The following is a 24,167-nucleotide window of genomic DNA, read 5'->3' as shown; positions in this document are numbered from 1 at the left end:
CCAGGTCGGTGGAGGTGGCCCTGCCGTACGAGGTCTCCATCCGCAGATGGTCGAAGTCGTCCGTCCACGGTCCCTGCAGATGCAGCACGGTGTACGCGCCGTCCTCCGCCCCCAGCAAGTCGTTCACACAGAGGCCGGGCGGGGCGTAACGCATGGACTACCCCTGCGGGTGTCGGGGCATGTCTACTCAAACGCGTGCGCTGATGAGCTGCGAAGGGCCCCCTGATCGAAAGGGAGGCGAAGTAAATAAGTACGCAAACGCTTGCGCAACCGAGGGGTCGGGTTTACGGTCTGGACACCCCCCGCTCACATCACCGTGATCGGGGATGAAGGAGGCCAGTCGTGGAGGAGCTGTCGTGACGGTCAGCATCACCGATGTCGCCCGTGCCGCCGGTGTCTCGGCGTCCACGGTGTCGCGCGCCCTGCGCGGCCGGGAGGGCGTGTCGGAGGAGGTACGGGCGCGGATCGAGATCGTCGCCGCCTCGCTCGGCTACACGGCCTCCCGGTCGGCGTCGACCCTGGCGAGCGGCCGTACGTTCACCATCGGCGTGGTGGCGCCTTACGTGGGCCGCTGGTTCTTCGGCAAGGTGCTCGACGGCGCGGAGCAGGTGCTGAGCGCCGCCGGGTACGACGTACTGCTGTACAACCTCGGCTCGCGCGAGGCCCGCAAGCGGTTCTTCGCCAGGATGCCGGCCCGCAAGCGGGTGGACGCCGTCCTGTCGCTGCTCATCCCGGACGGCGAGGAGTCCGCCGCGCTGCGTTCGCTCGGCGTCCCGCTCGCCACGACGGTCGGCGGCGCCCGGCCCGGGTTCACTGTGGTCGGTATCGACGACCGGTCGGGCGCCACCCAGGCGGTGCGGCATCTGGTCAACCTCGGCCACCGCAGGATCGGCATGATCTCCGGTGCCGGCGGACCGCAGCAGTGGACGACACCGGGGGAGCGGCGTCAGGCCTACCTGGACGTGCTCGCCGAGGCGGGCATCGAACATGATCCAGCCCTGGAGGCCGACGGTGACTTCACCGTCAGGGGCGGCGAACGGGCCATGACCGAGCTGCTCGCTGCCGTCCGGCCGCCCACCGCGGTGTTCGCCCAGTCCGACGAGATGGCGATGGGCGCCCTGCGCGCGCTGCGGATGCACCGGCTGACGGCACCGGACGACGTGTCGGTCATCGGCTTCGACGACCACGAACTGGCCGAGGTGTTAGGGCTCACCACCGTCGCGCAGCCCGTGGCCGAACAGGGCGCGCAGGCCGCCCGGCTGCTGCTGCGGCAGCTGGCGGACCCGAACGCCGAGCCGCCCGCCTACCAGCAGATCCCGATCCGCCTCGCGCTGCGCGAGACCACGGCCCCGCCCAGCCCGCGCGGCCCCCAGTGACCGCGTTTTCCTCCCGGCACCGCACTCGCACCCGTGTCCCGCAGCCGGAAGGCGCCCTTGCCCCCTCACTCCTCCCAACCCCTTCCCGACGCCGACTCTCTCATCCCCTCCCGACCCCTCATCCCCCGCACCCCGGGACAGAACCGATGCACGGACGGAGATCATGACCCGCAGAAGAACTCACTACCGTCACGCGGTCCGTACGGGCCTGGCTCTCAGTCTTCCGCTGGCGGCGCTGGCCGCGTGTGGGGGAGGCGGGGGCGGTGCCACCGGTCCCGCTGCCGCGGAAGCGGGCAGCGGTAAGGGCACGATCAGTGTCTGGGCCCATCAGGGCCAGAAGAGCGAGGACGCGGCTGTCCAGGCGGCGGTCAAGGCGTTCAACAGCTCGCAGAACGATGTGAAGGTCGAGCTGAAGCTGATACCCGGCAACGACTACACCAAGACCGTCACCGCCACGGCCGCCGCCGATCTCCCGGACGTGCTGGAGTTCGACGGGCCGACCATGGCGAACTTCGTCTACAACAAGAAGCTGGCCCCGCTCGATGCGTATGTCTCGGGCAGGACTGTCGCCAACGCCACCGACGCGATCAAGGCGCAGGGCACCGTGGGTGACCGGCTGTACGGGCTGGGCATGTACGACTCGGGTCTGGGTGTCTACGGCAACAGGAAGCTGCTGGACGCCGCGGGTGTGAAGTACCCGGCCGAGCCGGGCGACACCTGGACGGCGGGGGAGTTCACCGCAGCGCTCGCGGCGCTGAAGGCCAGGGACGCCGACGGCAGGACCCTGGACATCTCGGAGAACTACGGCCTGGCCACCGAGTGGGGCACTTACGGTTTCTCACCCGTCGTCTGGTCGGCCGGCGGCACTCTGACCGACGGCGGGAAGGCGTCCGGCGCGCTCGATTCGCCGAAGGTGGTCTCGGCCATGAAGACCGTCCAGTCCTGGAAGCCGTACGTCGACCCCAACACCGACGGCAATGCCTTCGCCCAGGGCCGGGTCGCGCTCAGCTGGGTCGGCCACTGGCAGTACCCGACCTACAGCCAGGCACTGGGTGACGATCTCGTCGTGCTGCCGCTGCCCGACTTCGGCAACGGGCCCAAGACCGGCCAGGGCTCCTGGGCCTGGGGTATCGGCGCTGGGTCGAAGAACGGCAAGGCGGCCGGGGCGTTCCTGGACCACCTCCTCAACGACACCAACGTCGGCGCCATGACCAGGGCCAACGGCGCCCCGCCCGCCACCGTGACCGCCCTGGCCAAGAGCGAGCTGTACAAGAAGGGCGGCCCGCTGCAGCTCTTCGCCGACCAGCTCGCCAAGCCCTGCGGCCAGGCCCCCGTCACCGACACCTGCGTCGCCGTCACCCGGCCGGTGACCGCCGGCTACCCCGTGGTCACCTCCGAGTTCAGCAAGGCCCTCAGCGCCGTCTACGGCGGTACGGACCCCAAGACCGCCCTGTCGAAGGCCGCCCGCGCCATCGACCAGGACTTCGCCGACAACGCCGGCTACCCGGTCGAATAAGGGGCCTGACACCTTCCATGCGTTCCGCGGCCACCAAAAGAGAGAACCGCGACCGGGTGCACGGGCTGCTGATGGCAGCCCCTGCCCTGGCCGGACTGATCGCATTCGTCGGCGTGCCCTTCATCCACGCCGTCGTGCTGTCCTTCTACAACGTCCGCCTCGGCTCCCCCCTCGAGCCCAGCTTCTTCGGACTGGAGCACTACCGGCGGCTGTTCACCGACCCCGACCTGTCCGGCCCGTTCCTGCGGGCCCTGCTCAACAACCTCACCTTCGCCGCCGTCGTCGTCCCCCTGCAGACCGGCCTCGCCCTCGCCCTGGCCATCCTGCTCAACCGCAAACTCAAGGCCATCGGCCTGTTCCGGTCCCTGTTCTTCATGCCGGTCGTCTTCCCCATGGCCCTGGTAGCCGTCATCTGGCGGCTCATCCTCGCCCGCAGCGACCAGGGCATGATCAACTCCGTCCTGTCCCACCTCACCTTCGGCAACTGGGGCGCCTTCGACTGGCTCGGCGACTCCGCCACCGCCCTGGCCTCCATCATCGTCCTGTCCATCTGGCAGGGCGTCGGCTTCCAGATGGTCATCCTGCTCGCCGGACTCCAGCAGATACCCACAGAGCTGTACGAGGCCGCCAGACTCGACCGGGCCACCCGCTGGCAGCAGTTCCGCCACGTCACCCTCCCCGGCGTACGCGGCACCCTCGTCTTCGTCGCGATGCTCACCTCCGTCCTGTCCTTCCGGATCTTCGACCAGGTATACGTCCTCATCCGGGGCGGCGGACTGAACGAAGACGCCACCCGCACCGTCATGTACCAGGCCGTCACCACCGCCTTCGACCAGAACAACGTCGGCCGGGCCGCCGCCGTCACCGTCGTCTTCTTCCTGATCGTCATCGCCCTGACACTGCTCCAGCGCCGAGTCGTCCGGCCCGAGAACGAGGACTGAGCATGACCCGAAGCCCGCTGCGCCGACTCCTCGACTACGCCGTGCTCAGCGCACTGTCGTTCGTCTTCGCCCTGCCCGTGATCTACATGTTCCTCGGCAGCCTCAAACCCTCCGACGAGGTACTGAGCGGCCTGTCCGGATTCCTGCCCACCCATCTGTCCTTCGACAACTACGCCGCCGTCCTCGACAGCCTCAACTCCGACAGCACCGGCTACTTCTGGCGCTTCATGGGCGTGTCCATCCTGCTGACGACCGTCGTCGTCACAGGCGGACTCCTCGTCAACTCCATGGCCGCCTACGGACTGTCACGGCTGCGCTGGCGCGGACAGAACACCGTCTTCACCCTGGTCCTGCTGCTGATGCTGATCCCGTTCGAATCCGTGGCCGTGCCGCTGTTCCACCTCTACAACGACCAGCGCAACACCCTCTACATCCAAGCACTGCCCTTCATCGCCAACGCCTTCTCCGTATACCAGTTCCACACCTTCTTCCGGGCCATCCCACCCAGCATCGAGGAAGCCGCCCGCCTCGACGGCGCCGGACCCTGGCGCACCTTCTTCGCGATCATCGTCCCCATGAGCAGACCCGCCTTCGCCTCCGTCGCGATCCTCACCTTCCTCATCCAGTGGGGCTCCTTCCTCTGGCCCGTACTCATGGTCTCCGACCCCGCCGTACGCCCCCTGCCCCTGGCGATCAGCGTCTTCCAGGGACAGCAGCCACCGGACTGGGGCCAGATCCTCGCCTTCGGCGTCATGCTGGTCCTGCCCGTACTGATCGTCTTCGCGTTCTTCCAGCGCTGGTTCGTCCAAGGCGTCGCCAGCTCCGCCGTCAAGGGCTGACAACGTCAAGGTTGAGAACATGACCAATCAACAGATCACCGTGCTCGGTGAGTGCGTCGCCGACGCCTTCACCGAGCCGCCCCGCCCCACCGCCGAGCCCGAGGGGCTCACCCTGCGCGTCATGCCCGGCGGCGGACCCGCCAACACCGCCGTCGCCCTCGCCAGGCTCGGCACACCCACCCGGTTCCTCGGCCGGCTCTCCAGCGACGTCTTCGGCGACCTCTTCCGCGACCGCCTCACCCGTTCGGGCGTCGACGTCAGCAGTAGTGTCACCGCGCCGGAACCGAGCACCCTGGCCGTGGCCGACCTGGACGCCCACGGCCAGGCCACCTACTCCTTCCACGCCGAGGGCACCGCCGACTGGCAGTGGACCACCGCCGAACTGGCCGCCGCGCCCCTGGACAACACCGCCTGCTTGCACACCGGCTCCCTCACCCTGATCCGGGAACCCGGAGGCCGCCACGTCGAGGACTACCTCGCCACAGCGCGGGAACAGGCCACGATCTCCATCGACCCCAACGTCCGCCCCCTGCTGGTACCACCCGCCGCCTACCGCGAACGGATCGGCCGCTGGTGCGCCCTCACCGACATCCTCCGCCTCAGCGAGGACGACCTCACCCACCTGCTCCCCGACACCAACCCCAATGACGCCTGTGACATCTGGCACGCCGCAGGCGCCCGGCTCGTCATCATCACCCTCGGCCCCCGAGGCGCCCTCGCCTCACTGGACGGCACCCGCGTCACCGTACCCGCCCCGCCCACCGACATCGCCGACACCGTCGGCGCCGGCGACTCCTTCACAGCCGGCCTGCTCCACGCACTGGCCGGGCTCGGCCGGCTCGGCGGCCGCCTGGACAGCCTCACACCCGACGAGACAGCCGCCTGCTGCGCATACGCGGCCCTCGTCGCCGCCCGCACCTGCGCCGTCCCCGGGGCAAACCCACCGTGGGCCGACCAACTACCGAGGCCACCGCAGTAACGTCCCCGTCAGGGCGGGCCGGGGCGACCGGGCCGGGCGTCGGGGCCGGCGGCCGCCGTCAGTTCGCGGCCGTGAGCCTGCGGACCCGGTCCGTGTCGCAGGTGCGCGGGCAGGTCACGCAGGTGTCCCCGGGGCTCAGCGTGTAGAAGAGGCAGCAGCTCGCCCGGTCGCGGGTCGGGAGGGTCCGCCCGTCGGGCGCCGTCAGCTCGCGGAACCCGGCCGTGCCCACGTACGGCTTCGCGGTACCCGGCAGCAGCAGCTCCAGCTCCGCGAGGGCGCGCGGCTCCTCGTCGAGCAGCCCGGCCACGTACCAGAGGCCCTCGACGATCTCGTCCGTCGCCATGCCCCACAGCGCCCGCCCGCCGCGCCGCATCCGCGGGCCGAAGCCGTCCAGGACCGGCCCGAGGTGCTCGGCGACCGCCGCCCGCACCTCCCCCCGGAGCGCCTCCTCGTCGGGTACGACCAGGGCACCGGGGAGTGCGGCGGCGGGGTCGTCCGGCAGGCAGGCGAAGTGCCGGACCCGTACGGCCATTTGCCCCAGCGTCCGCTGGAACGCCACGTCGCCGGCCGGGACGCGCGGCACCCGCCGGTGCAGGAACCACGGCACGGTCACCAGCAGGCAGGCGAGCCAGGCGTACCGGTGCAGTCCGAAGCCGGCCACGACGTCGGGGCGGGCCTGCCTGCCGTGGTCCCGCAGCACCTGAGCGTCGTCCCAGGCCAGAAACGCGTCCAGGGCGGGGCCGCCGGCCGCCAGCTCGTCCGCGCCGACCCAGCCTCCGCCGCGTGGCGCCGGTTCGCCCTCGGTCAGCTCCCGCACACGCAGCCCGGGGAAGACCTCGGCGAGGCGCGTGTACGACGCGGCCACGGGTGAGGCGGGCGTGGCGGAAGGGGAGGACGGCAGCGTGGGAAGGGACATGCAGGACCACCGAATCGCGATCGTTTGCAGGTTAGCCTTACCTTACCCGATCTGATCGATGTGTACCGCGCCGCCGACTGCGCCTATCGTGCACACAGGGCCCTTCACCGCGAGGCGGGCCACATGTGGAGCGGCAGGAGGACCCGAGTGGAGCAGGCCAGGGCCGGGGAGGCGGGGGCGTCGCCCCCGTCGCGGCCGCATGCCGGCGCCGGAGTCCCCGAGCAGGCCCGCGGCGAACACACCCACAGCGAACCGCCGCTGCCCGAGGCACCCCGGCTCGTCCAGCGCCACTCCGTGCGCGGCCAGGTCCTCGAAGCGCTCCGCGCCGCCCTTCTCGGCGGTGACCTCGCCCCCGGCGAGGTCTACTCGGCCCCCGCACTCGGTATGCGCCTGGGCGTCTCCGCGACCCCCGTACGCGAGGCGATGCAGCAACTGGCCATCGAGGGCGCCGTCGAGGTCGTCCCGAACCGCGGCTTCCGCGTCATCGTGCGCACCGCCCGGGAACTCGCCGAACTCGCCGAGGTCCGCGCCATGCTCGAGATCCCGGTCATGCTGCGCCTCGCCCGTACCGTCCCGTCCGCGCGCTGGGCGGAGCTGCGGCCACTCGCCGAGGCCACGGCGGCCGCCGCCGCGCGCGGGGACCTCGCGACGTACGGCGAGGCCGACCGCGCCTTCCACCGCGCGCTGCTGGGCCTGGCGGGCAACGAGCAGCTGGTCGCCGTCGCCGACGATCTGCACCGCCGCTCCCAGTGGCCCCTGGTCAGCCCGCCCGCCACCCGCCGCGCCGACCTGGTCGCGGACGCCGCCGAGCACAGTGCCCTGCTGGACGCCCTCGTCGCCGGGGACCTCGCGGTGGTCCAGTCCCTGGTCAGCGAGCACTTCACGGGTTCCGGGGACTGACGGGCGCGTTCGGGCGCATCGGGTGGAGACGAGCGGAGGCAGCTGGTGCGGGCGACGGTTTGGGCGGTGGCCAACGAGCTGGGCGTGGTGGCGGGAACGCCCGGCGAACTCCTGACCGCCCTCCTCTCCGCCCCGCACCGCCGCACGGACCGCGTCGTCCTGCCCGGCGACACCCCCGGCATCCGGGAACTCGCCGCGGACCTGCGGACCCTCGGTCATGTGGAGGTGGCGCTGACGGACCGGGCCCCCGCTCCCGAGCTGGAGAGCCCCGGGAACCTCTCGGACCCGTCCTCGGTCTGCGCGGCCGACCCCGTGCGGGTGACGAGGGCGTACGAGTCCGGGGGCGACGCGTCCGGGGGCGACGCGTCCGGGGGCGACGCGTCCGGGGACCTGCGCACCGCGTGGCTGCACGCCGGGCAGGCACTGATCCGCCCGGACCAGACGCCACCCACCAGGGCCCTGACCCTGCTGACGGCCCTCCCGGAGAACGCCGCCCCGCACCTCCGTACGGCCCTTGAGGACCTGTCGTCACCCACCCCCTGGGAGGTCGTCGGCACCCGTCCCGCCCGCGCCAGGACACTGACCACCCGCGACGGAGAACCGGCGAGCTCGGAGAACCCGCGGATCAAGGCCCTGGCCCACCTCCCGGACGGCACAGAACTCCACCTCGACGAGCGCGGCCACCTGCACACCGCCGGGGCGGCCCCTGTCCCCCGGCTCGTCCGGGCCGTGGCGTCCACCCTCGCCGCCCACCCCGCCACCGCGCTCGCCGCCACCGACGACGTGGTGGTCACCGGTGACCGGATGGGATCCGTCCATGTGTTCAGCCTGGCGGGGGTACGCCAGGCCGCCCTGCACTCCGGCCGCGTCACCGCCCTGGCCGCCGGGCCCGGGCCGCGTGTCCACAGCGGCGGCACCGACGGCACGGTCCGCGTCTGGCACTCGCCCCACCCCCCGCAGGACGACCCGCTGGTACGCCGGCCCCACCCGGTGGTCGCCCTGCACGCGGGTCCCGCGGGCACCGCCGTGGCGTGGGCGGACGGCCTGGTGGAACTCCACGACGCGGCCACCGGCGAGGTCCGCGCCTTCCGCCCGGGCACCCCGGTCCGCGCGGTCGCCGTGCCTGCCGACGGCACCCTGACCGTCGCCACCACCGACCGCCTCATCCAACTGCGCCCACGCTGAACCGCTGAACCGCTGAACCGCTGTCCCTCAGCGCTCCCGCGCCTCCCGGGTCCGCGACCGGTTCTCCTTGCGCAGCGCCTCGACCAGCTCCGACTTCGACATGTGCGAGCGGCCCTCGATGCCCATCCGCTTGGATATGTCGTACAGATGCTGCTTCGAGGCCCTTTCGTCGACACCCTCCCCGCTCCGCGCGGGCTTCTCACGCGGCGTGGCGGCACGCGGGTCCGACGGCTCCTTGCGCCCCTTCTCCTCTCCTCCCAGTGGTCGCCCACCTTCTCGTACGGAGTGCTTCAGCGCGCTGAAGGCGGTCCGGTGCGCCCGCTCGCCCTCGCCGTACTGATCCACGGCCGCGTCGTGCGCCTTGATCCAGGTCCGCTGGGCGTCCTTGGACGACCGCTCCAGCGTCGACGGCAGCTCCTCACGCCCCGGCATCGCGCATCACCTCCTGGGGATCACCTCGGACGGGACGCCCGACGCGTGCCCCCACGCCGGCACCCGAAACGGCCCCCGAGCGGGGCTCGGGGAGTTCAGGGCTTCTACGGCCCTGTCGTGCGGGCCGCCTGCGAGTCCGCCGACCGGCCCGCCGCGCCCAGGCCCGCCTCCAGGTAATCGACGAACGTCTTGTTGTGCAGCGCCCAGGGTGAGCGGCGGTGGCGGATGAGGGCGATGATCCCGGGGAGGTCGAGTCGGGTCAGGGCGCGTAGGGCCTGGGCGGTGACCAGGCCCGAGCGGTTGTAGCCGGCGAAGCAGCGTACGAGGGTGGTGCGCCCGCCGCGTACGGCGTCGGCCGTCAGGGCCGCGGCCCGCCGCACCGCGTCGAGGTCGGCAGCGAGGAGCGGCCCGTCCGGGATCTCCGTCACCCGGTGCTCGACGCCCACGCCCGGCCCGTGCCCCGGGGCCGTGTACAGGCTCACCACCAGCGCGAACTGGTCCGCCACGACGGCGCGCCGCAGATCCCCGGCCCCGTCGGCACAGATGTGGCCGCCCATCGAGAGGCCGGGAACGATCTCGTCCCAGGGGCTCCGTGGAGCCGGGACGCCGGGGTCGCTCCGGCGGGTGTCGCGCACGGTCGGTCGCCTCCCACGCCCATCCTCCCGCCGCGTCCGCCGGGCGGCCACCGGTGTCCGCCTCATGCGGCCGGGTGTGGTGCCAGCTGGGAGGCCAGCCAGGTCGGTACGCCGCCGAGCAGCCGGAACAGCCGCCGCGCCTCCGCCCGCAGCCGGCCGGCCTCCGGCTCCGGCTCGGCGTCGGCGAGCGCGGCCAGCGCCGGGGCCGTACCCACCAGGTAGCCGAGCTCCTCGCGGAGCCGCAGGGACTCGGCGAAGCCGTGCCGCGCCTCCGACAACTCGCCCTCGCGCAGCGCCAGTCCGGCCAGGTGCCGCCAGGTCGAGGAGAGCAGCAGCGCGTCGCCCTGCGCGGTCGCCCCGGCGTGGGCCCGCCGGTACGCGGCACGGGCCGCCTCCGGCGAGTCCGCCAGATACTGGGCGAGCAGCCCGCGCCGGAAGTCCAGCAGTGCCCGCCCCGGAGCCGCCGGTCCGAGCAGCGCCGCCGCCCGGCCGAGCGCCGCCCGCGCCTCGTCGGCCCGGTCCCGTACGCCGTGCAGCGTCGCCGCGTACGCCAGGTAGCCGCGCTCGCAGGCGGCCGCGCCCCGCTCGTCGTCGGCCCGGGCGACGGCCTCGGCGGCGCGCAGCGCGTCCTCCGCCTCCGGCCACCCCTTCTCCGTGTACAGACACCGCTCGATCAGCAGCGCGGCCCGCTGTGCCGCGACGGGCGGGTCGTCGGCCGTGGGGGCGAGCAGAGCGGCCGCGTCGGTCCAACAGCCGCGGGAGCGCAGCCGCCATACCGCGGTCTGGAGAGGATCGTCACCATCGGTCGTTCCGGAACCAGACATGGCGGTATCCGCCACATTGCCCTCCCCGAGCGCACCATTGAGCTGTTGAGTTGGGACGCATCACAGCATGGATCGGCACACCCGGCCAAGAGGGTCAGGTGAATTGATTCACAATCACCGGTCTCCGGGATCACGGCGCGCCGCGCCCCGGAGGCGAGCGCCGCAAGGTGTCCACCGTCGTCGGGCGGCGCAGGAACCTCCGAGGCCGTGACGGGTTCCGTTCCCCCGAAAAGGTGAATCCCGGGACGCCTGCAGTCCCCGTGTCAGGTCTCCGCCTCCCGTTCCGCCAGTCCCAGGCGTCCGCCGCCGCCGAACCGTACGGCTCCGGAGCCGGTGTGGGCGCCGTGGCGCGACGCCCAGTTCTCCAGGGCGTGACGGCAGGCGTGGTCGAGGTGGCGGAGACCGGAGAGGTCCAGTTCGACGGGGCGGTCGTGGGGGAGGGCCTCCAGCGCTTCGAGGAGCCGGGGGAGCCGGAGGAAGGTGGCGTTGCCGGTGACGCGGACGACGAGGCCGCCGCCCCGCGTGCGGTGGACGTCGATGTGCAGATGCGAGGTGTCCCACGCGGTCTTCACCACCGCGAGGAGCAGTCCCAGCAGCACTCCCTCGAAGAGGTTCGTGACGACGACGGCCACGGCGGTGACGGCCAGGATCACCGCCTCGCCCCGGTGGTCCCGCCACAGCGGCCGCAGGTCCTTCACCGGGACGAGCCTGCAGCCCGCGTGCACCAGGACCCCGGCGAGCGCGGCGAGCGGGACAGCGCCGATCGCGGCGGGCAGCAGCGTGGCGAACAGCAGCAGCCACAGCCCGTGCAGCACCCGGGAGAGCGCCGTCGTCGCGCCCGCCTGGACGTTGGCGGCGCTGCGGACGACGACCGCCGTCATGGGCAGGGCGCCCAGCACGCCGCACACCGTGTTCCCGGCGCCCTGGGCGATGAGCTCCTTGTCGTAGTCGGTGCGCGGCCCGCTGTGCATGCGGTCCACCGCCGCCGCGCCGAACAGGCTCTCCGCCGAGGCGATGAGCGCGAACGCCACGACCGTGCCGAAGGCCCCCGGGCTGAGCAGCCCGGCCAGCGCCTCGGAACCCGGCGGCTGTACGGCCTGGAGCAGGCCCTTGACCTCGACCTTCGCCACCGGAAGGCCGGCGGTCCAGGTGACGGCCGTGGCGAGCGCGACCGCCGCCAGGGCGCCCGGCACGGTCCGTACCCCGGCGGGCGTCCTCCGCCACAGGACGAGTACGGCGACCGTGCCGGCGCCGACGGCGAACGCGGCCGGGGAGGCGCCGCCCGTGAGGAGATCCCAGGCCAGGCCGGGCAGGCCGGCGATCTTCGCCAGGCCGGAGGCGGGGGCGGCGGAGTCCGCCAGGGCGTAGAGCTGGCCGAGGACGATGACAAGGCCGATGCCGGCGAGCATGCCCTGTACGACGGCGACCGAGATGGCCCGGAACCAGCGGCCGAAGCGGAGCAGGCCCAGGGCCACCTGTAACAGTCCGGCCGCGAGCACGAACGCGCCCAGCATGCCGAGGCCGTATGTGCGCACCGCCTCGTACACCAGGACCGTCAGCCCGGCGGCAGGGCCGCTCACCTGGAGACGGCTGCCGGGCATGAGGCCGACCAGCAGGCCGCCGACGATGCCGGTGACCAGGCCCAGTTCGGCCGGTACACCGGACGCGACGGCCACACCTACGCAGAGGGGGACGGCGACCAGGAAGACCACGAACGAGGCGAGTACGTCCCGCCGGAGCACGGCGGGATCCTTCAGGGCAGGGGGAAGGGCGGGGAGAAGGGCTGAGAGCACGGGTGGGTTCCCTCGTGGTGCGATGCCTGTGGGGGGTGCGGTGCGTACCGCAGCAGCCGCGAGTGGAACTTTACCTTCCTATTACCTTTCTCCGGCAGGGCGTGATTCGGCCATGTGGCTGCATCCGCCAAGCAGTTGTACGCCCCTCCGTCGCCTCGCACGCCGGGTCTCCTTCGCCGCCTGACGGTGCGCCAGGCGCGCGCGTGTTCCGTCACGACATGCGCAGTGCCAGGAAGAAGTCCAGCTTGTCCTCCAGACGGGACAGATCACGACCCGTCAGCTGCTCGATCCGGCCCACCCGGTAGCGCAGCGTGTTCACATGCAGATGCAGCCGTCCCGCGCACCGCGTCCATGAGCCGTCGGAGTCGAGGAAGGCCTCCAGGGTCGGGATCAGCTCAGCCCGGTGCCGCCGGTCGTAGTCGCGCAGCGGGTCGAGGAGCCGCGCCGTGAACGCCCGCCGTACGTCGTCCGGGACGAACGGCAGGAGCAGTACGTGCGACGCCAGCTCGTGGTGGCCGGCCGCGCAGACCCGGCCCGGCCGCGCCGCGGCGACCCGGCGGGCGTGCCGGGCCTCCTCCAGGGCGCCGCGCAGGCCCTCCGCCGAGTGCACGGCGGCGCTGACGCCGAGGGTGAGGCGCCCGTCGCCGTCGAGTCCCGCCGACAGCGGGGGCCGCACCGAGGCGAGCAGGGTCTCGGCGTGCAGGCCGGGACCGCCGTCGGCCGCGGAGCCCGACATGGGTTCTGCCGGGCCCGACGGGGTCCGAGTGCCCGTGGCCGCGCCGTCGTCCGCCGCGGTCCCGGCGTCCGTGGCCGGGAGCGCCGGGGCGGAGGTGACCGCGGGCAGCGGCACCAGCGCGACCGCCTCGTCGCCGGTGTGCGCCACGGCGATTCGGTCGGCCGAGTCCGGTCCCGTCGTCGCCGGGTCGACCAGCACCTCCTCCAGGAGCGCCTGGGCCACCGGGCCGGCGTCGACGGCGCCGTCCTCGCCCCACTCGACGCGGGCCACGACGACCTGCCAGTGCGGCGCCGTACCGAGGCCGGGCAGCAGTACGGGCGCGGCCACCCGCAGCCTGGCGGCGATCTCCGCCGGGGCGGCGCCCGTCTGCACCAGCTCCAGGACCTCCTGGGCGAGCCGGCGCCGTACCGTACGCGCGGCGTCCCGGCGGTCCCGCTCCACTGCGATTAGCTGTGTGACGCCCTGGAGCAGGTCCAGTCGCGCCGCCGGCCAGTCGCCGGCGTCCGCCTCGACGGCGAGCAGCCAGTCCGAAAGCACCGTCTCGCGTACGTCCCGGGCGGCCGGCGTGGCGCCGCGTCCGGTGTTACGGATCGGAAAGAGCGAGTACGTCGTTCCGGCCACCTGCGCCCGGTGCGGGCCCCGCCTGCCGGTGCGGGTCGCGGCCAGGTGCTCCCCGGCCAGAACGGCCCCCACCTCGATCGGCAGCGGCGTGCCCGCGCCCGCGATCTGCCGCCCTGTCGGCGAGAGGACCCAGGCATGCAGGTCCAGGTCGGAGCCGAGCAGGTCCAGGACCACCTCGGGGCCGCCGCCCGCCGGGCCGGAGGTCATCAGCCTCCTGTGGCGATCGACGACAGCCGCGAGGTCCCCTGCGCGCTCGCCCGACACCTGTCGAACGATATGCTCAGTGATCGTTGCGAATGCAACGGATTCATTTACGGCGAAGAGCGGGAGGCGGTGGCGCAAACACGCCTGGACGAGATCGTCCGGGATCGCGCCCAGCTCGGCCTCGCCCGCCGCGAGCCCGGCGACCCCGGCGGCCGCGAGGATCCGGACGAACGGCTCCGAGTCCGCCGAGCCACGCCGCCACGCCAGACCGGTGAGTACCAGCTCGCCGCCGGACAGGTAGCGGCTGGGGTCCCTCAGGTCCGTGGTCATCACGCCGCGGACGGTGCGGTCCAGCTCGTCCTCGCCGCCGAGCAGCCGCAGCCCCAGCGCGTCGGTCTCCAGCAGTGCGCGCAGCCGCATCTCGTCGCCGCCGATCTGTCTCGTGGTGTCTCGTTGTGGAGGGCGACCTGTGGCCGCCGTTTCCAGGGGAAAACGGAGAGGTTACTGATCCTCGCCTTTCGTTCGAATCTACAAGACGAGGAGGGTGGCCAGCCAACTCCTTCATGGTTTCGGTGACTGCACCGGGTGGAGCACCGCTGGGTGTACTGGGGCCACAACGCGTCAACACCAGATGAACACGTCATCCAGGGCAGGCCGTCCCCAGCCCCGGCGAACAGCCCGATCACACAGATCACGCCGACCCCGGTGACCCGCCGAGCCCCCGTGTCAGGGGCCGCGGGGAACCCCGCGAAGCGTGGATCAAGTCATCACGAATGAAGAGAGCCACTCATGGACTTCCTTCGCCCCGCCAGCTGGGAGGAGGCGCTCGCCGCCAAGGCGGAGCACCCCACGGCTGTGCCCATCGCGGGTGGCACCGATGTCATGGTCGAAATCAACTTCGACCACCGGCGGCCCGAGTACCTGCTGGACCTGAACCGCATCGAGCTGCTCCGTGAGTGGGAGGTCGGCGAGGAGAACGTCCGGCTGGGCGCCTCCGTCCCGTACACCCGGATCATGGAGCAGCTGCGGGCGGAGCTGCCCGGTCTCGCCCTCGCCTCCCACACCGTGGCCTCACCGCAGATCCGCAACCGCGGCGGCGTCGGCGGCAACCTGGGCACCGCGTCCCCGGCCGGTGACGCGCACCCCGCCCTGCTCGCCGCCGGAGCCGAGGTCGAGGCCGAATCCGTGCGCGGCAGCCGGTTCATCCCGATCGACGAGTTCTTCACGGGAGTCAAGCGCAACGCCCTCCAGCCCGACGAGCTCATCAAGACCATCCACATCAAGAAGGCCGACGGCCCGCAGCAGTACTCCAAGGTGGGTACCCGTAACGCCATGGTCATCGCGGTCTGCGCCTTCGGTATCGCCCTGCACCCCGAGACCCGGACCGTACGGACCGGCATCGGCTCCGCCGCGCCGACCCCGGTCCGCGCCAAGGAGGCGGAGGAGTTCTTGAACGCCGCGCTGGAAGAGGGTGGCTTCTGGGACAACGGCAAGATCATCACCCCCTCGATCGCCAAGCAGTTCGCGGAGCTCGCCTCCGGCGCCTGCAACCCGATCGACGACGTACGAGGCACCGCCAGGTACCGCCGTCACGCCGTCGGCATCATGGCCCGCCGCACGCTCGGCTGGACCTGGGAGCAGTACCGCGGCAGCGGCCGCACGCTTGAAGGAGCTGCATGACCATGCGCGTCAATTTCACGGTCAACGGACGTCCGCAGGAGGCCGACGACGTCTGGGAGGGCGAGTCCCTGCTGTACGTCCTGCGTGAGCGCCTCGGCCTCCCGGGCTCCAAGAACGCCTGTGAGCAGGGCGAGTGCGGCTCCTGCACGGTCCGCCTCGACGGTGTCCCGGTGTGCTCCTGCCTGGTCGCCGCCGGCCAGGTCGAGGGCCGCGAGGTCATCACCGTCGAGGGCCTCGCCGACTTCGCCAAGCAGCGCGCCGAGCGCGGCGGCGCGTGCGGCACCGGCGCCTGCGGCACCTCGCCGGACGAGGCCGGGCAGGGGGTCACCGCTGGACGCGGTCCTTGGTCTGCCAAGGGCACCGACTCGCAGACCGGCGAGGGCACCGAGCTCTCGCCCATCCAGCAGGCGTTCATCGACGCGGGCGCCGTCCAGTGCGGCTTCTGCACCCCCGGCCTGCTGGTCGCGGCCGACGAGATGCTGGAGAAGAACCCGTCGCCGACCGACGAGGACATCCGCGAGGCACTCTCCGGCAACCTCTGCCGCTGCACCGGTTACGAGAAGATCCTGGACGCCGTCCGCCTCGCGGCCGCCCGTCAGGAACGTCAGGGAGAGGCGGTCTGACACCCATGACCACAGGACCCACGACCACGGCGCACGGCGTCCGGGCCGCCGCGGCCCCGGCCGGTACGCCCACCAAGGTCACGCAGAGCTCCCAGGGCACCAAGGGCGGCATCGGCGAGTCCACACTCCGCCCCGACGGCACCCTCAAGGTCACCGGCGAGTTCGCCTACTCCTCGGACATGTGGCACGAGGACATGCTGTGGGGCCAGCTCCTCCGCTCCACCGTCGCCCACGCCGAGATCGTCTCCATCGACACCTCCGAGGCCCTCGCCCAGGCCGGCGTGTACGCCGTACTGACGTACGACGACCTGCCCACCGAGGTGAAGAACTACGGCCTGGAGATCCAGGACACCCCGGTCCTCGCCAACGGCGTCGTACGCCACCACGGCGAGCCGGTCGCCCTGGTCGCCGCCGACCACCCGGAGACCGCGCGGCGCGCCGCCGCCAAGATCAAGGTCGAGTACCGGGAGCTGCCGGTCGTCACCGACGAGGCGTCCGCCCTCGCCCCCGACGCCCCGCTCCTGCATCCGGGCCGCGACGACCTCCCCCAAGGACCTCCGACAAGCTCCGGTCCAGGGGGGACCCCCATCGCCGGACACGTCCCGCACGCGAACGTCGTGCACCGCCAGCCGATCGTCCGCGGCGACGTGGCGGCGGCCCGCGAGCGCGCCGACGTGATCGTCGAGGGCGAGTACACCTTCGGCATGCAGGACCAGGCGTTCCTCGGCCCCGAGTCCGGCCTCGCCGTGCCCGCCGAGGACGGCGGCGTCGACCTGTACGTCGCCACCCAGTGGCTGCACTCCGACCTCCGCCAGATCGCCCCGGTCCTCGGCCTGCCCGAGGACAAGGTCCGCCTGACGCTCTCCGGCGTCGGCGGCGCCTTCGGCGGCCGCGAGGACCTGTCGATGCAGATCCACGCCTGCCTGCTGGCGCTCCGCACCGGCAAGCCCGTGAAGATCGTCTACAACCGGTTCGAGTCCTTCTTCGGGCATGTCCACCGTCACCCGGCGAAGCTGTACTACGAGCACGGCGCCACCAAGGACGGCAAGCTCACCCACCTCAAGTGCCGGATCGTGCTGGACGGCGGCGCCTACGCCTCCGCGTCCCCCGCCGTCGTCGGCAACGCCGCCTCCCTGTCCGTCGGCCCGTATGTGGTCGACGACGTCGACATCGAGGCCGTCGCCCTCTACACGAACAACCCGCCCTGCGGCGCCATGCGCGGCTTCGGCGCGGTCCAGGCGTGCTTCGCGTACGAGGCGCAGATGGACAGGCTGGCCGCGAAGCTCGGCATGGACCCGGTGGAGTTCCGTCGGATCAACGCCATGGAGCAGGGCACGATCATGCCGACCGGGCAGCCGGTCGACTCCCCGGCCCCGGTCGCCGAACTGCTGCGCCGGGTCAAGGCCCGCCCGCTGCCGCCGGAGCGCCAGTGGGAGTCCACGGAGGGCGCCGACGTACGCGCCCTGCCCGGCGGGCTGTCCAACACCACGCACGGCGAGGGCGTCGTCCGGGGTGTCGGCTACGCGGTCGGTATCAAGAACGTCGGCTTCTCCGAGGGCTTCGACGACTACTCCACCGCCAAGGTGCGCATGGAGGTCATCAACGGCGAGGCCGTCGCCACCGTGCACACCGCGATGGCGGAGGTCGGCCAGGGCGGTGTCACCGTGCACGCCCAGATCGCCCGTACGGAGCTGGGCGTCACGCAGGTGACCATCCACCCGGCCGACACCCAGGTCGGCTCCGCCGGCTCCACCTCCGCCTCCCGCCAGACGTACGTCACGGGCGGCGCGGTGAGGAACTCCTGCGAACTGATCCGCGAGAAGGTCCTGGAGCTGGGCCGCCGCAAGTTCGGCACCTACCACCCGGCCTGGGCGACCGCCGAGCTGCTCCTGGAGGGCGGCAAGGTCGTCACCGACGGCGGCGAGGTCCTCGCCGAACTGACCGATGTCCTGGAGGGCGAGGTCGTCGAGATCGAGGCCGAGTGGCGGCACCGCCCCACCGAGGCGTTCGACCTGCGCACCGGCCAGGGCAACGGCCACGTCCAGTACTCGTTCGCGGCGCACCGCGCCGTCGTCGAGGTGGACACCGAGCTCGGCCTGGTCAAGGTCATCGAGCTGGCGTGCGCCCAGGACGTCGGCAAGGCCCTCAACCCGCTGTCCGTCATCGGCCAGATCCAGGGTGGCACCACCCAGGGCCTGGGCGTGGCGGTCATGGAGGAGATCGTCGTCGACCCGAAGACCGCGAAGGTGAAGAACCCCTCCTTCACGGACTACCTCATCCCCACGATCCTCGACACGCCGACCATCCCCGTCGACGTGCTCGAACTCGCCGACGACCACGCCCCGTACGGGCTGCGCGGCATCGGCGAGGCCCCGACCCTGTCGTCCACCCCGGCCGTCCTCGCGGCGATCCGGAACGCGACGGGCCTGGAGCTGAACAGGACGCCGGTACGCCCCGAGCACCTCACCGGCACCGCGTAGCCCCTCCGGGCTCCGCCCCACGAGCCTCCGGGCGGTGCGTGCCCCGGGAACGTCACAAGTCCTCGCCCGCACCGCCCGGAGAACCCGGCCCCGACCACCCGGACCGCACCGCTCGCGGTCCCCGAGCCCACCGATCCCCCACCTCCCAACCCCCCCACCTCCCAACCCCCCACGCAGTAACTCCAGTTCGTCTCGGGCCGTCCCCCGGGTCGTGCAGCCAAGCACCATCCCAAATCCCGCACAACAGGCCCGGAACCGGAGTCCCGCGGGTGCCCCTATGAACCTTGGGAGTAGGCACCATGACCCAGTCGTCAGTGGAGCCCAGAACCGTCTCGGAAGACGCGGGCAACGGCACGCGTATCCCCGCCGGACGGTCCTGGCTCGACCGGTACTTTCACATCACCCACAGAGGATCCTCGGTCGCGCGAGAGGTGCGCGGCGGCGTCACGACCTTCATGGCCATGGCGTACATCCTTCTGCTCAACCCGCTGCTGCTCGGTGGCGAGGACGCGCTCGGGGACAAGCTGAGCCAGCCCGCCCTGATCACGGCCACCGCCCTGGCGGCAGCGGTCACCACCCTGGCGATGGGCATCATCGGCAAGGTCCCGCTCGCTCTGGCGGCGGGCCTCAGTGTCGCGGGCGTTCTCTCCACCCAGGTCGCGCCCAACATGACGTGGCCGCAGGCCATGGGCATGTGTGTCATCTACGGCGCCGTGATCTGCCTTCTGGTGGTCACCGGCGTCCGTGAAGTCGTCATGAACGCCATACCCCTGGCGCTGAAGCACGGCATCACGATCGGTATCGGCCTCTTCATCGCGATGATCGGCTTCGTCAACGCCGGCTTCGTCGGCAAGAGCGAGGGCGGCGGCCCGGTCACCCTCGGCGTCGGCGGCTCGCTCACCGGCTGGCCGGTCGTCCTCTTCACCGTCACCCTGCTGCTGATCTTCATGCTCCAGGCCCGGAAGGTCCCGGGAGCCATCCTCCTCGGCATCATCGCCGGCACCGTGATCTCCGTCGTCGCCACCGCGGCCGGCTGGATCAAGGAAGAGGCGTGGGGCGGCAGCGCGCCCATCCTGCACGGCAGCGTCGTCTCCATGCCGGACTTCTCGCTCTTCGGCCAGGTCGAGTTCGGCGGCTGGGAGAAGCTCGGTTACGCCGCCGTCGGCATGATCGTCTTCACCCTGGTGCTGGCCGGCTTCTTCGACGCGATGGCCACCATCATCGCCGTCGGCCAGGAGGCCAAGCTCGCCGACGCCACCGGCCGGATGCCCGGCCTCAACAAGGCGCTGTTCATCGACGGCGCGGGCGGTGCGATCGGCGGCGCCACGAGCGCCTCCGGCCAGACCGTGTTCATCGAGTCCGCCACGGGTGTCGGCGAAGGCGCCCGTACGGGCCTGTCGGCCTCGGTCACCGGCCTGTTCTTCGCCGCGTGTCTGTTCTTCACTCCGCTGACGCAGCTCGTGCCGGGCCAGGTCGCCTCCGCCGCCCTGGTCGTGATCGGCGCGATGATGCTGCAGAACGCCCGGCACGTCGACTGGAGCGACTGGTCGATCGCCGTGCCGGTCTTCCTGACGGTCGTGCTGATGCCGTTCACGTACACCATCACCACGGGTGTCGGCGCCGGTGTCATCGCCTTCTGCGCGATCAAGGCCGCACAGGGCAAGTGGCGCGAGCCGAGCGTCCTCATGTGGATCCTCTCGGTGGTGTTCGTCTTCTACTTCGCCGCGGGTACCGGTCACTGACGCCACCCCGGACCCCTCCGCACATCCGCTCCGAAGCCGGAGCCAAGAGCCCAAGGAGGCCGACATGCTGGACATCGCCGAAGAGCTCGGCCGGTGGGCCGAGCAGGGACGCGACTTCGCCGTCGCCACCGTCGTGGCGGTCACCGGCAGCGCGCCCCGGCTGCCGGGTGCCGCGCTCGCCGTCGACCGTGACGGCACGGCGATCGGCTCGGTCTCCGGCGGCTGTGTGGAGGGGGCCGTGTACGACCTGTGCCGGCAGGCGATCGAGGACGGCGAGACCGTGCTCGAACGCTTCGGCTACAGCGACGAGGACGCCTTCGCCGTCGGCCTGACCTGCGGCGGCGCCATCGATGTCCTCATCGCCCCGGTCCGCGGCGGGGTCTACCCGGCCGCGCTGGCGGCCGCCGCAGGAGGGGAGGCGGCGGCCCTCGCCAGAGTCACCGACGGGCCCGCCGAACTCATGGGCACCGCCCTTCTCGTCCGTGCCGACGGCTCGTACGAGGGCGGCCTCGGCGGCCACCCCGAGCTGGACCGCACGGCAGCCGCCGAGGCCCGCGCCCTGCTGGACGCCGGCCGCACCGGCACGGTCACCATCGGCGCGGACGGCTCACGGTGCGGGCAGCCGCTGACCCTGCTCGTGGAGTCCAGCGTCCCGCCGCCCCGCATGATCGTGTTCGGCGCCGTCGACTTCGCGTCGGCGCTGGTCAGGGTCGGCAAGTTCCTCGGCTACCACGTGACCGTGTGCGACGCCCGACCGGTCTTCGCGACCGCCACCCGCTTCCCGGACGCCGACGAGATCGTCGTCGGCTGGCCGCACGAATACCTCGACTCCACGCAGGTCGACACCCGTACGGTGCTCTGCGTCCTCACACACGACGCCAAGTTCGACGTACCGCTACTCCGGCTCGCCCTGCGGCTCCCCGTCGCGTACGTCGGCGCCATGGGCTCCCGCCGTACGCACGAGGACCGCAACCGCCGGCTGCGCGAGGTGGGCGTCACCGAACTCGAACTCGCCCGGCTGCGCTCGCCGATCGGCCTCGACCTCGGCGCCCGCACCCCGGAGGAGACCGCCCTGTCGATCGGCGCCGAGATCGTCGCCGACCGGCGCGGCGGCAGCGGAGCGTCCCTGACGGGCGCGCACACCCCCATCCACCACGACGGCCCGGACGCCCCGGCCGGGCGGATGGAGTCGGTGGCCTGAAGCAGGGCACCCGAAGCCCGTCACTCCAAGCAGGGGCGGACGCCGCCGGGCTGCTCCTGGGCGTTGCCGCGGTCAGTCCAGCGTCTGTGTGAGCTCGTGCCTGGCCGCGGTGTGGACGAGCCGGCCGCGGGCGCCGTTGACCAGCGGCAGATACGGCGGTACGTGGCCGCACTCGACATCGGCGACGACCGGCACGCCCAGCGGCCCCAGCGCGTCCAGCACGGCCTCGTGCTGCGTCAGCGACTCCCGGCCGGGCGCGGACGTACGGCCGACCAGGACGGCGTTCGCGGCGTCGAAGAACCCGGCCAGCCGCATACCGTGCAGGTTGCGGCAGATGGTGAACGCGTCGTCGCCCGCCGCCTCGACGTACACGAGCAGTCCCTCGGGCGCGTGCGCGCGGGCGAACGCGGAGAGGTCCCCGTACGGCGTTCCCGCCAGGTTGCACAGCGTCTCGACGCAGCCGCCGATCAGACGGCCCGCCACGTCCACGTCCCCGTCGCCGTCCAGCCGGGTCCATGTGCCGGTGCCGTCCATCGTGTACGTGTCCATGTGCGGGTCGGCCTGCCAGTCGTCCCAGCCGGAGGACCGGTACCGGCCCGGCGGGGTCTGAGTGAACCGGCTCCGCTCCGGCAGGGCGACGACGTCCAGCCACGGCAGCAGCCCCTCGGGCACGCGGTACGGGGTGTCCATCAGGTTGTTGCCGTGCAGTGTCGCGGTCCCGGTGAGCAGCGTCAGCGGCGTGAGGAGGGTCGACAGGTCGGAGAAGCCGACGAGCCAGGTGGGTTCGGCGGCCCGCAGCCGGTCCCAGTCGAGCAGCGGTATCAGGTCGATGGCGGTCTCCCCGCCCCACGGCGGGACGACGGCCCGGACGTCCGGGTCGGTCAGCATCGCCGTCAGCTCGGCCGCGCGGTCCGCGGCGGGCGCGCTGACGTGCCCGGAACCGTCCATGCAGTCGCCGACGACGACCTCGTAACCGCGCGCCTCCACCGCCCGGACCGCCACGTCGAGTCGCGCGCGGAGATCCTCGCCGACTCCGCTCGACGGGGACGTGACGGCGACGCGGTCGCCGGGGCGCAGGGGGCGTGGGTAACGGATCGGCATGCGGGGGATTCTGACACGCCGACCGCCTCGGCCGCCCCGTGAATTCACCGCTGGTCGCGGCGGCCACGGAGTGGGGGAGGAGGGGCTGTGCCACACGGCGGGGGCGTCAGGGAGGCAGGGGCCGCGGTGGTTCCGGCCGGGTGCGGCGGGAACCCGCCAGATACCGCCCGGGGGCCTCCGGGGCGGTGCGCACGGCCGCCGGACCAGGGATGATGGTGCGTCCAGCAAGTCCGCAATCCAGCACGTTCCAGCACGTTCCAGCACGTTCCAGCAAGTCCGGCAGTTCCGTCAGTTGTCCCCTCAGGATGCGATCGGAAAGGCGGGTTCTTTTGCGCAGTGTCGGAGTGGAGGAGGAACTCCTCCTGGTGGACCCGCGGACGGGAGAGCCACGCGCTCTCTCCGAAGAGGTACTGGCCATCGCCGCGAAGCACAATCAGGGGCGGGCCCACGCCTTCACGAAGGAGTTGCAGCTTCAGCAGCTGGAGTTCGGAACGCACCCCAGGACCGCGATGGGGGAGCTGGCCGCCGAGATCGAGCGGTGCCGGTCGGACGCCGCGCGGATCGCCGCCGAGGCGGGGGTCGCCGTCGTCGCGCTGGCGACGTCGCCGCTGCCCGTGGGGCCCGCCGTCACCGAGGGCAAGCGGTACCGGTGGATCCGGGAGCACTACGGGCTGACCGCCCTCGAACAGCTCACCTGCGGCTGCCACGTCCATGTCTCGATCGCCTCGGACGAGGAGGGGGTGGCCGTACTCGACCGGATCAGGCCATGGCTGTCGGTCCTGTTGGCCCTCAGCGCCAACTCGCCCTTCTGGTACGGCCACGACAGCGGCTACCACAGCTACCGCAGCCGGGTGTGGGGGCGATGGCCGTCCACCGGGCCCGTGGAGCTGTTCGGCTCCGCCGACCGGTACCACCGGCAGGTGCGCGACCTGGTGTCCACGGGGGTGCTCCAGGACGAGGGGATGATCTACTTCGACGCGCGGCTGTCGCGGCACTATCCGACCGTCGAGATACGGGCCGCGGACGTCTGCCTGGACGCCTCGACGACCGTTCTGGTCGCCACCCTGGCGCGCGCCCTCGTGGACACCGCCGCCCGGCAGTGGCGCGAGGGCCGCCCGCCCGACGAGCACGGCATCGGGCTGCTGCGCGCGGCCGCCTGGCGGGCGGCGCGGTCGGGGGTGGACGGCGAGCTCATCCATCCGCACACCATGCGCCCGGCGCCCGCCGACCGGGTCGTCCAGGCCCTCTTCCACCATGTGGAGGAGGCCCTGGACGGGAATGGCGACCTCGCGTACGCCCGCAAGGCCCTGGACGACCTGATGAGCGGCGGCAACGGCGCCCATGTGCAGCGGCGGCTGCTCAGGCGGCGCGGCAGCCTGGGGGCGGTCGTCGCCGAGTGTGTGCGGCGTACGCAGGAGGGGGTGCGCTGACGGCCCGCGAGAG

19 protein-coding genes and 1 pseudogene are annotated in these 24,167 nt (G+C 72.2%); 13 read left to right on the top strand and 7 right to left on the bottom strand.

The features are described 5' to 3' along the window. The first annotated feature begins 356 nt into the window (after nucleotides 1-356). The 5 genes from FVS66_RS31150 to FVS66_RS31130 all read left to right on the top strand — a co-directional run bounded on the left by FVS66_RS31150 (nucleotide 357) and on the right by FVS66_RS31130 (nucleotide 5,651). On the top strand, nucleotides 357-1,376 hold the full coding sequence (locus tag FVS66_RS31150; protein WP_149181971.1) for a LacI family DNA-binding transcriptional regulator: 1,020 nt from the start codon (nucleotides 357-359) through the stop codon (nucleotides 1,374-1,376). Between the two features lie 163 nt (nucleotides 1,377-1,539). After that, nucleotides 1,540-2,892, top strand: coding sequence for a sugar ABC transporter substrate-binding protein (locus tag FVS66_RS31145; RefSeq protein WP_149181970.1), 1,353 nt, complete (start codon nucleotides 1,540-1,542; stop codon nucleotides 2,890-2,892). 17 nt (nucleotides 2,893-2,909) lie between these two features. Further along, complete coding sequence (locus tag FVS66_RS31140) at nucleotides 2,910-3,833, top strand: carbohydrate ABC transporter permease (RefSeq protein WP_149184602.1); 924 nt, start codon at nucleotides 2,910-2,912, stop codon at nucleotides 3,831-3,833. Between the two features lie 2 nt (nucleotides 3,834-3,835). Beyond that, on the top strand, nucleotides 3,836-4,672 hold the full coding sequence (locus FVS66_RS31135; RefSeq protein WP_149184601.1) for a carbohydrate ABC transporter permease: 837 nt from the start codon (nucleotides 3,836-3,838) through the stop codon (nucleotides 4,670-4,672). 19 nt (nucleotides 4,673-4,691) lie between these two features. Continuing rightward, nucleotides 4,692-5,651 (top strand): carbohydrate kinase, encoded by a 960-nt coding sequence (locus FVS66_RS31130; RefSeq protein WP_149184600.1) that lies wholly within the window; start codon nucleotides 4,692-4,694, stop codon nucleotides 5,649-5,651. A 58-nt stretch (nucleotides 5,652-5,709) separates the two neighbouring features. On the opposite strand, the gene FVS66_RS31125 is transcribed toward FVS66_RS31130, so the two are convergent. Beyond that, nucleotides 5,710-6,567: a (2Fe-2S)-binding protein gene (locus FVS66_RS31125; protein ID WP_149184599.1), complete on the bottom strand. Its 858-nt coding sequence runs from the start codon at nucleotides 6,565-6,567 to the stop codon at nucleotides 5,710-5,712. A 147-nt stretch (nucleotides 6,568-6,714) separates the two neighbouring features. Here FVS66_RS31125 and FVS66_RS31120 point away from each other — a divergent pair, with 147 nt between their 5' ends. Continuing rightward, on the top strand, nucleotides 6,715-7,467 hold the full coding sequence (locus FVS66_RS31120) for a GntR family transcriptional regulator (protein ID WP_399226663.1): 753 nt from the start codon (nucleotides 6,715-6,717) through the stop codon (nucleotides 7,465-7,467). A gap of 45 nt (nucleotides 7,468-7,512) precedes the next feature. Continuing rightward, nucleotides 7,513-8,652, top strand: a complete 1,140-nt coding sequence (locus FVS66_RS31115) for a hypothetical protein (protein WP_149184597.1) — start codon at nucleotides 7,513-7,515, stop codon at nucleotides 8,650-8,652. A gap of 27 nt (nucleotides 8,653-8,679) precedes the next feature. On the opposite strand, the pseudogene FVS66_RS31110 reads toward FVS66_RS31115, so the two are convergent. The 5 genes and pseudogenes from FVS66_RS31110 to FVS66_RS31090 all read right to left on the bottom strand — a co-directional run bounded on the left by FVS66_RS31110 (nucleotide 8,680) and on the right by FVS66_RS31090 (nucleotide 14,317). Continuing rightward, nucleotides 8,680-9,084: pseudogene (locus FVS66_RS31110) on the bottom strand (ChaB family protein). Between the two features lie 104 nt (nucleotides 9,085-9,188). Next, nucleotides 9,189-9,719: a protein phosphatase gene (locus tag FVS66_RS31105; protein ID WP_149184595.1), complete on the bottom strand. Its 531-nt coding sequence runs from the start codon at nucleotides 9,717-9,719 to the stop codon at nucleotides 9,189-9,191. A 62-nt stretch (nucleotides 9,720-9,781) separates the two neighbouring features. After that, nucleotides 9,782-10,543: a hypothetical protein gene (locus FVS66_RS31100; protein WP_187645773.1), complete on the bottom strand. Its 762-nt coding sequence runs from the start codon at nucleotides 10,541-10,543 to the stop codon at nucleotides 9,782-9,784. Between the two features lie 263 nt (nucleotides 10,544-10,806). Continuing rightward, nucleotides 10,807-12,336, bottom strand: a complete 1,530-nt coding sequence (locus tag FVS66_RS31095; RefSeq protein ID WP_399226660.1) for a SulP family inorganic anion transporter — start codon at nucleotides 12,334-12,336, stop codon at nucleotides 10,807-10,809. 211 nt (nucleotides 12,337-12,547) lie between these two features. Next, nucleotides 12,548-14,317 (bottom strand): PucR family transcriptional regulator ligand-binding domain-containing protein, encoded by a 1,770-nt coding sequence (locus tag FVS66_RS31090; RefSeq protein ID WP_149184593.1) that lies wholly within the window; start codon nucleotides 14,315-14,317, stop codon nucleotides 12,548-12,550. A gap of 369 nt (nucleotides 14,318-14,686) precedes the next feature. Between FVS66_RS31090 and FVS66_RS31080 the strand changes: the two genes are divergently transcribed. From FVS66_RS31080 to FVS66_RS31060, 5 genes are all read left to right on the top strand, one after another. Continuing rightward, nucleotides 14,687-15,577 (top strand): xanthine dehydrogenase family protein subunit M, encoded by an 891-nt coding sequence (locus FVS66_RS31080; RefSeq protein ID WP_149184591.1) that lies wholly within the window; start codon nucleotides 14,687-14,689, stop codon nucleotides 15,575-15,577. 2 nt (nucleotides 15,578-15,579) lie between these two features. Next, the gene (locus tag FVS66_RS31075) at nucleotides 15,580-16,200 is read left to right on the top strand and encodes a (2Fe-2S)-binding protein (RefSeq protein WP_149184608.1); all 621 of its coding nucleotides are present in this window, start codon (nucleotides 15,580-15,582) and stop codon (nucleotides 16,198-16,200) included. 5 nt (nucleotides 16,201-16,205) lie between these two features. Continuing rightward, nucleotides 16,206-18,680 (top strand): molybdopterin cofactor-binding domain-containing protein, encoded by a 2,475-nt coding sequence (locus tag FVS66_RS31070; RefSeq protein ID WP_149184590.1) that lies wholly within the window; start codon nucleotides 16,206-16,208, stop codon nucleotides 18,678-18,680. Nucleotides 18,681-18,979: 299 nt separating this feature from the next. Next, entirely contained in the window at nucleotides 18,980-20,422 is a 1,443-nt protein-coding gene (locus tag FVS66_RS31065) for an NCS2 family permease (RefSeq protein WP_149184589.1), read from the top strand. Between the two features lie 64 nt (nucleotides 20,423-20,486). Next, complete coding sequence (locus FVS66_RS31060; RefSeq protein ID WP_149184588.1) at nucleotides 20,487-21,623, top strand: XdhC family protein; 1,137 nt, start codon at nucleotides 20,487-20,489, stop codon at nucleotides 21,621-21,623. Between the two features lie 72 nt (nucleotides 21,624-21,695). On the opposite strand, the gene FVS66_RS31055 is transcribed toward FVS66_RS31060, so the two are convergent. Then, nucleotides 21,696-22,724, bottom strand: a complete 1,029-nt coding sequence (locus FVS66_RS31055) for a S66 peptidase family protein (RefSeq protein ID WP_149184587.1) — start codon at nucleotides 22,722-22,724, stop codon at nucleotides 21,696-21,698. Nucleotides 22,725-23,053: 329 nt separating this feature from the next. Here FVS66_RS31055 and FVS66_RS31050 point away from each other — a divergent pair, with 329 nt between their 5' ends. Continuing rightward, nucleotides 23,054-24,154 (top strand): glutamate--cysteine ligase, encoded by a 1,101-nt coding sequence (locus tag FVS66_RS31050; protein WP_149184586.1) that lies wholly within the window; start codon nucleotides 23,054-23,056, stop codon nucleotides 24,152-24,154. The last annotated feature ends 13 nt before the right edge of the window (nucleotides 24,155-24,167 follow it).

Origin of the sequence: Streptomyces sp. TRM49041 (assembly GCF_008271805.1) — a bacterium.
Taxonomy (GTDB): Bacteria; Actinomycetota; Actinomycetes; order Streptomycetales; family Streptomycetaceae; genus Streptomyces.
The sequence above is the reverse complement of the archived record's forward strand: the minus strand, read 5'-3'. Positions and strand labels throughout refer to the sequence as shown.

Excerpts from the sequence above, each read along its gene's own strand:
- FVS66_RS31145 (WP_149181970.1), top strand. The coding sequence starts at position 1,540 with ATGACCCGCAGAAGAACTCACTACCGTCACGCGGTCCGTACGGGCCTG.
- FVS66_RS31140 (WP_149184602.1), top strand. The coding sequence starts at position 2,910 with ATGCGTTCCGCGGCCACCAAAAGAGAGAACCGCGACCGGGTGCACGGG.
- FVS66_RS31135 (WP_149184601.1), top strand. The coding sequence starts at position 3,836 with ATGACCCGAAGCCCGCTGCGCCGACTCCTCGACTACGCCGTGCTCAGC.
- FVS66_RS31130 (WP_149184600.1), top strand. The coding sequence starts at position 4,692 with ATGACCAATCAACAGATCACCGTGCTCGGTGAGTGCGTCGCCGACGCC.
- FVS66_RS31125 (WP_149184599.1), bottom strand. The coding sequence starts at position 6,567 with ATGTCCCTTCCCACGCTGCCGTCCTCCCCTTCCGCCACGCCCGCCTCA.
- FVS66_RS31100 (WP_187645773.1), bottom strand. The coding sequence starts at position 10,543 with ATGTCTGGTTCCGGAACGACCGATGGTGACGATCCTCTCCAGACCGCG.
- FVS66_RS31090 (WP_149184593.1), bottom strand. The coding sequence starts at position 14,317 with ATGCGGCTGCGCGCACTGCTGGAGACCGACGCGCTGGGGCTGCGGCTG.
- FVS66_RS31080 (WP_149184591.1), top strand. The coding sequence starts at position 14,687 with ATGGACTTCCTTCGCCCCGCCAGCTGGGAGGAGGCGCTCGCCGCCAAG.
- FVS66_RS31075 (WP_149184608.1), top strand. The coding sequence starts at position 15,580 with ATGCGCGTCAATTTCACGGTCAACGGACGTCCGCAGGAGGCCGACGAC.
- FVS66_RS31070 (WP_149184590.1), top strand. The coding sequence starts at position 16,206 with ATGACCACAGGACCCACGACCACGGCGCACGGCGTCCGGGCCGCCGCG.
- FVS66_RS31065 (WP_149184589.1), top strand. The coding sequence starts at position 18,980 with ATGACCCAGTCGTCAGTGGAGCCCAGAACCGTCTCGGAAGACGCGGGC.
- FVS66_RS31060 (WP_149184588.1), top strand. The coding sequence starts at position 20,487 with ATGCTGGACATCGCCGAAGAGCTCGGCCGGTGGGCCGAGCAGGGACGC.
- FVS66_RS31055 (WP_149184587.1), bottom strand. The coding sequence starts at position 22,724 with ATGCCGATCCGTTACCCACGCCCCCTGCGCCCCGGCGACCGCGTCGCC.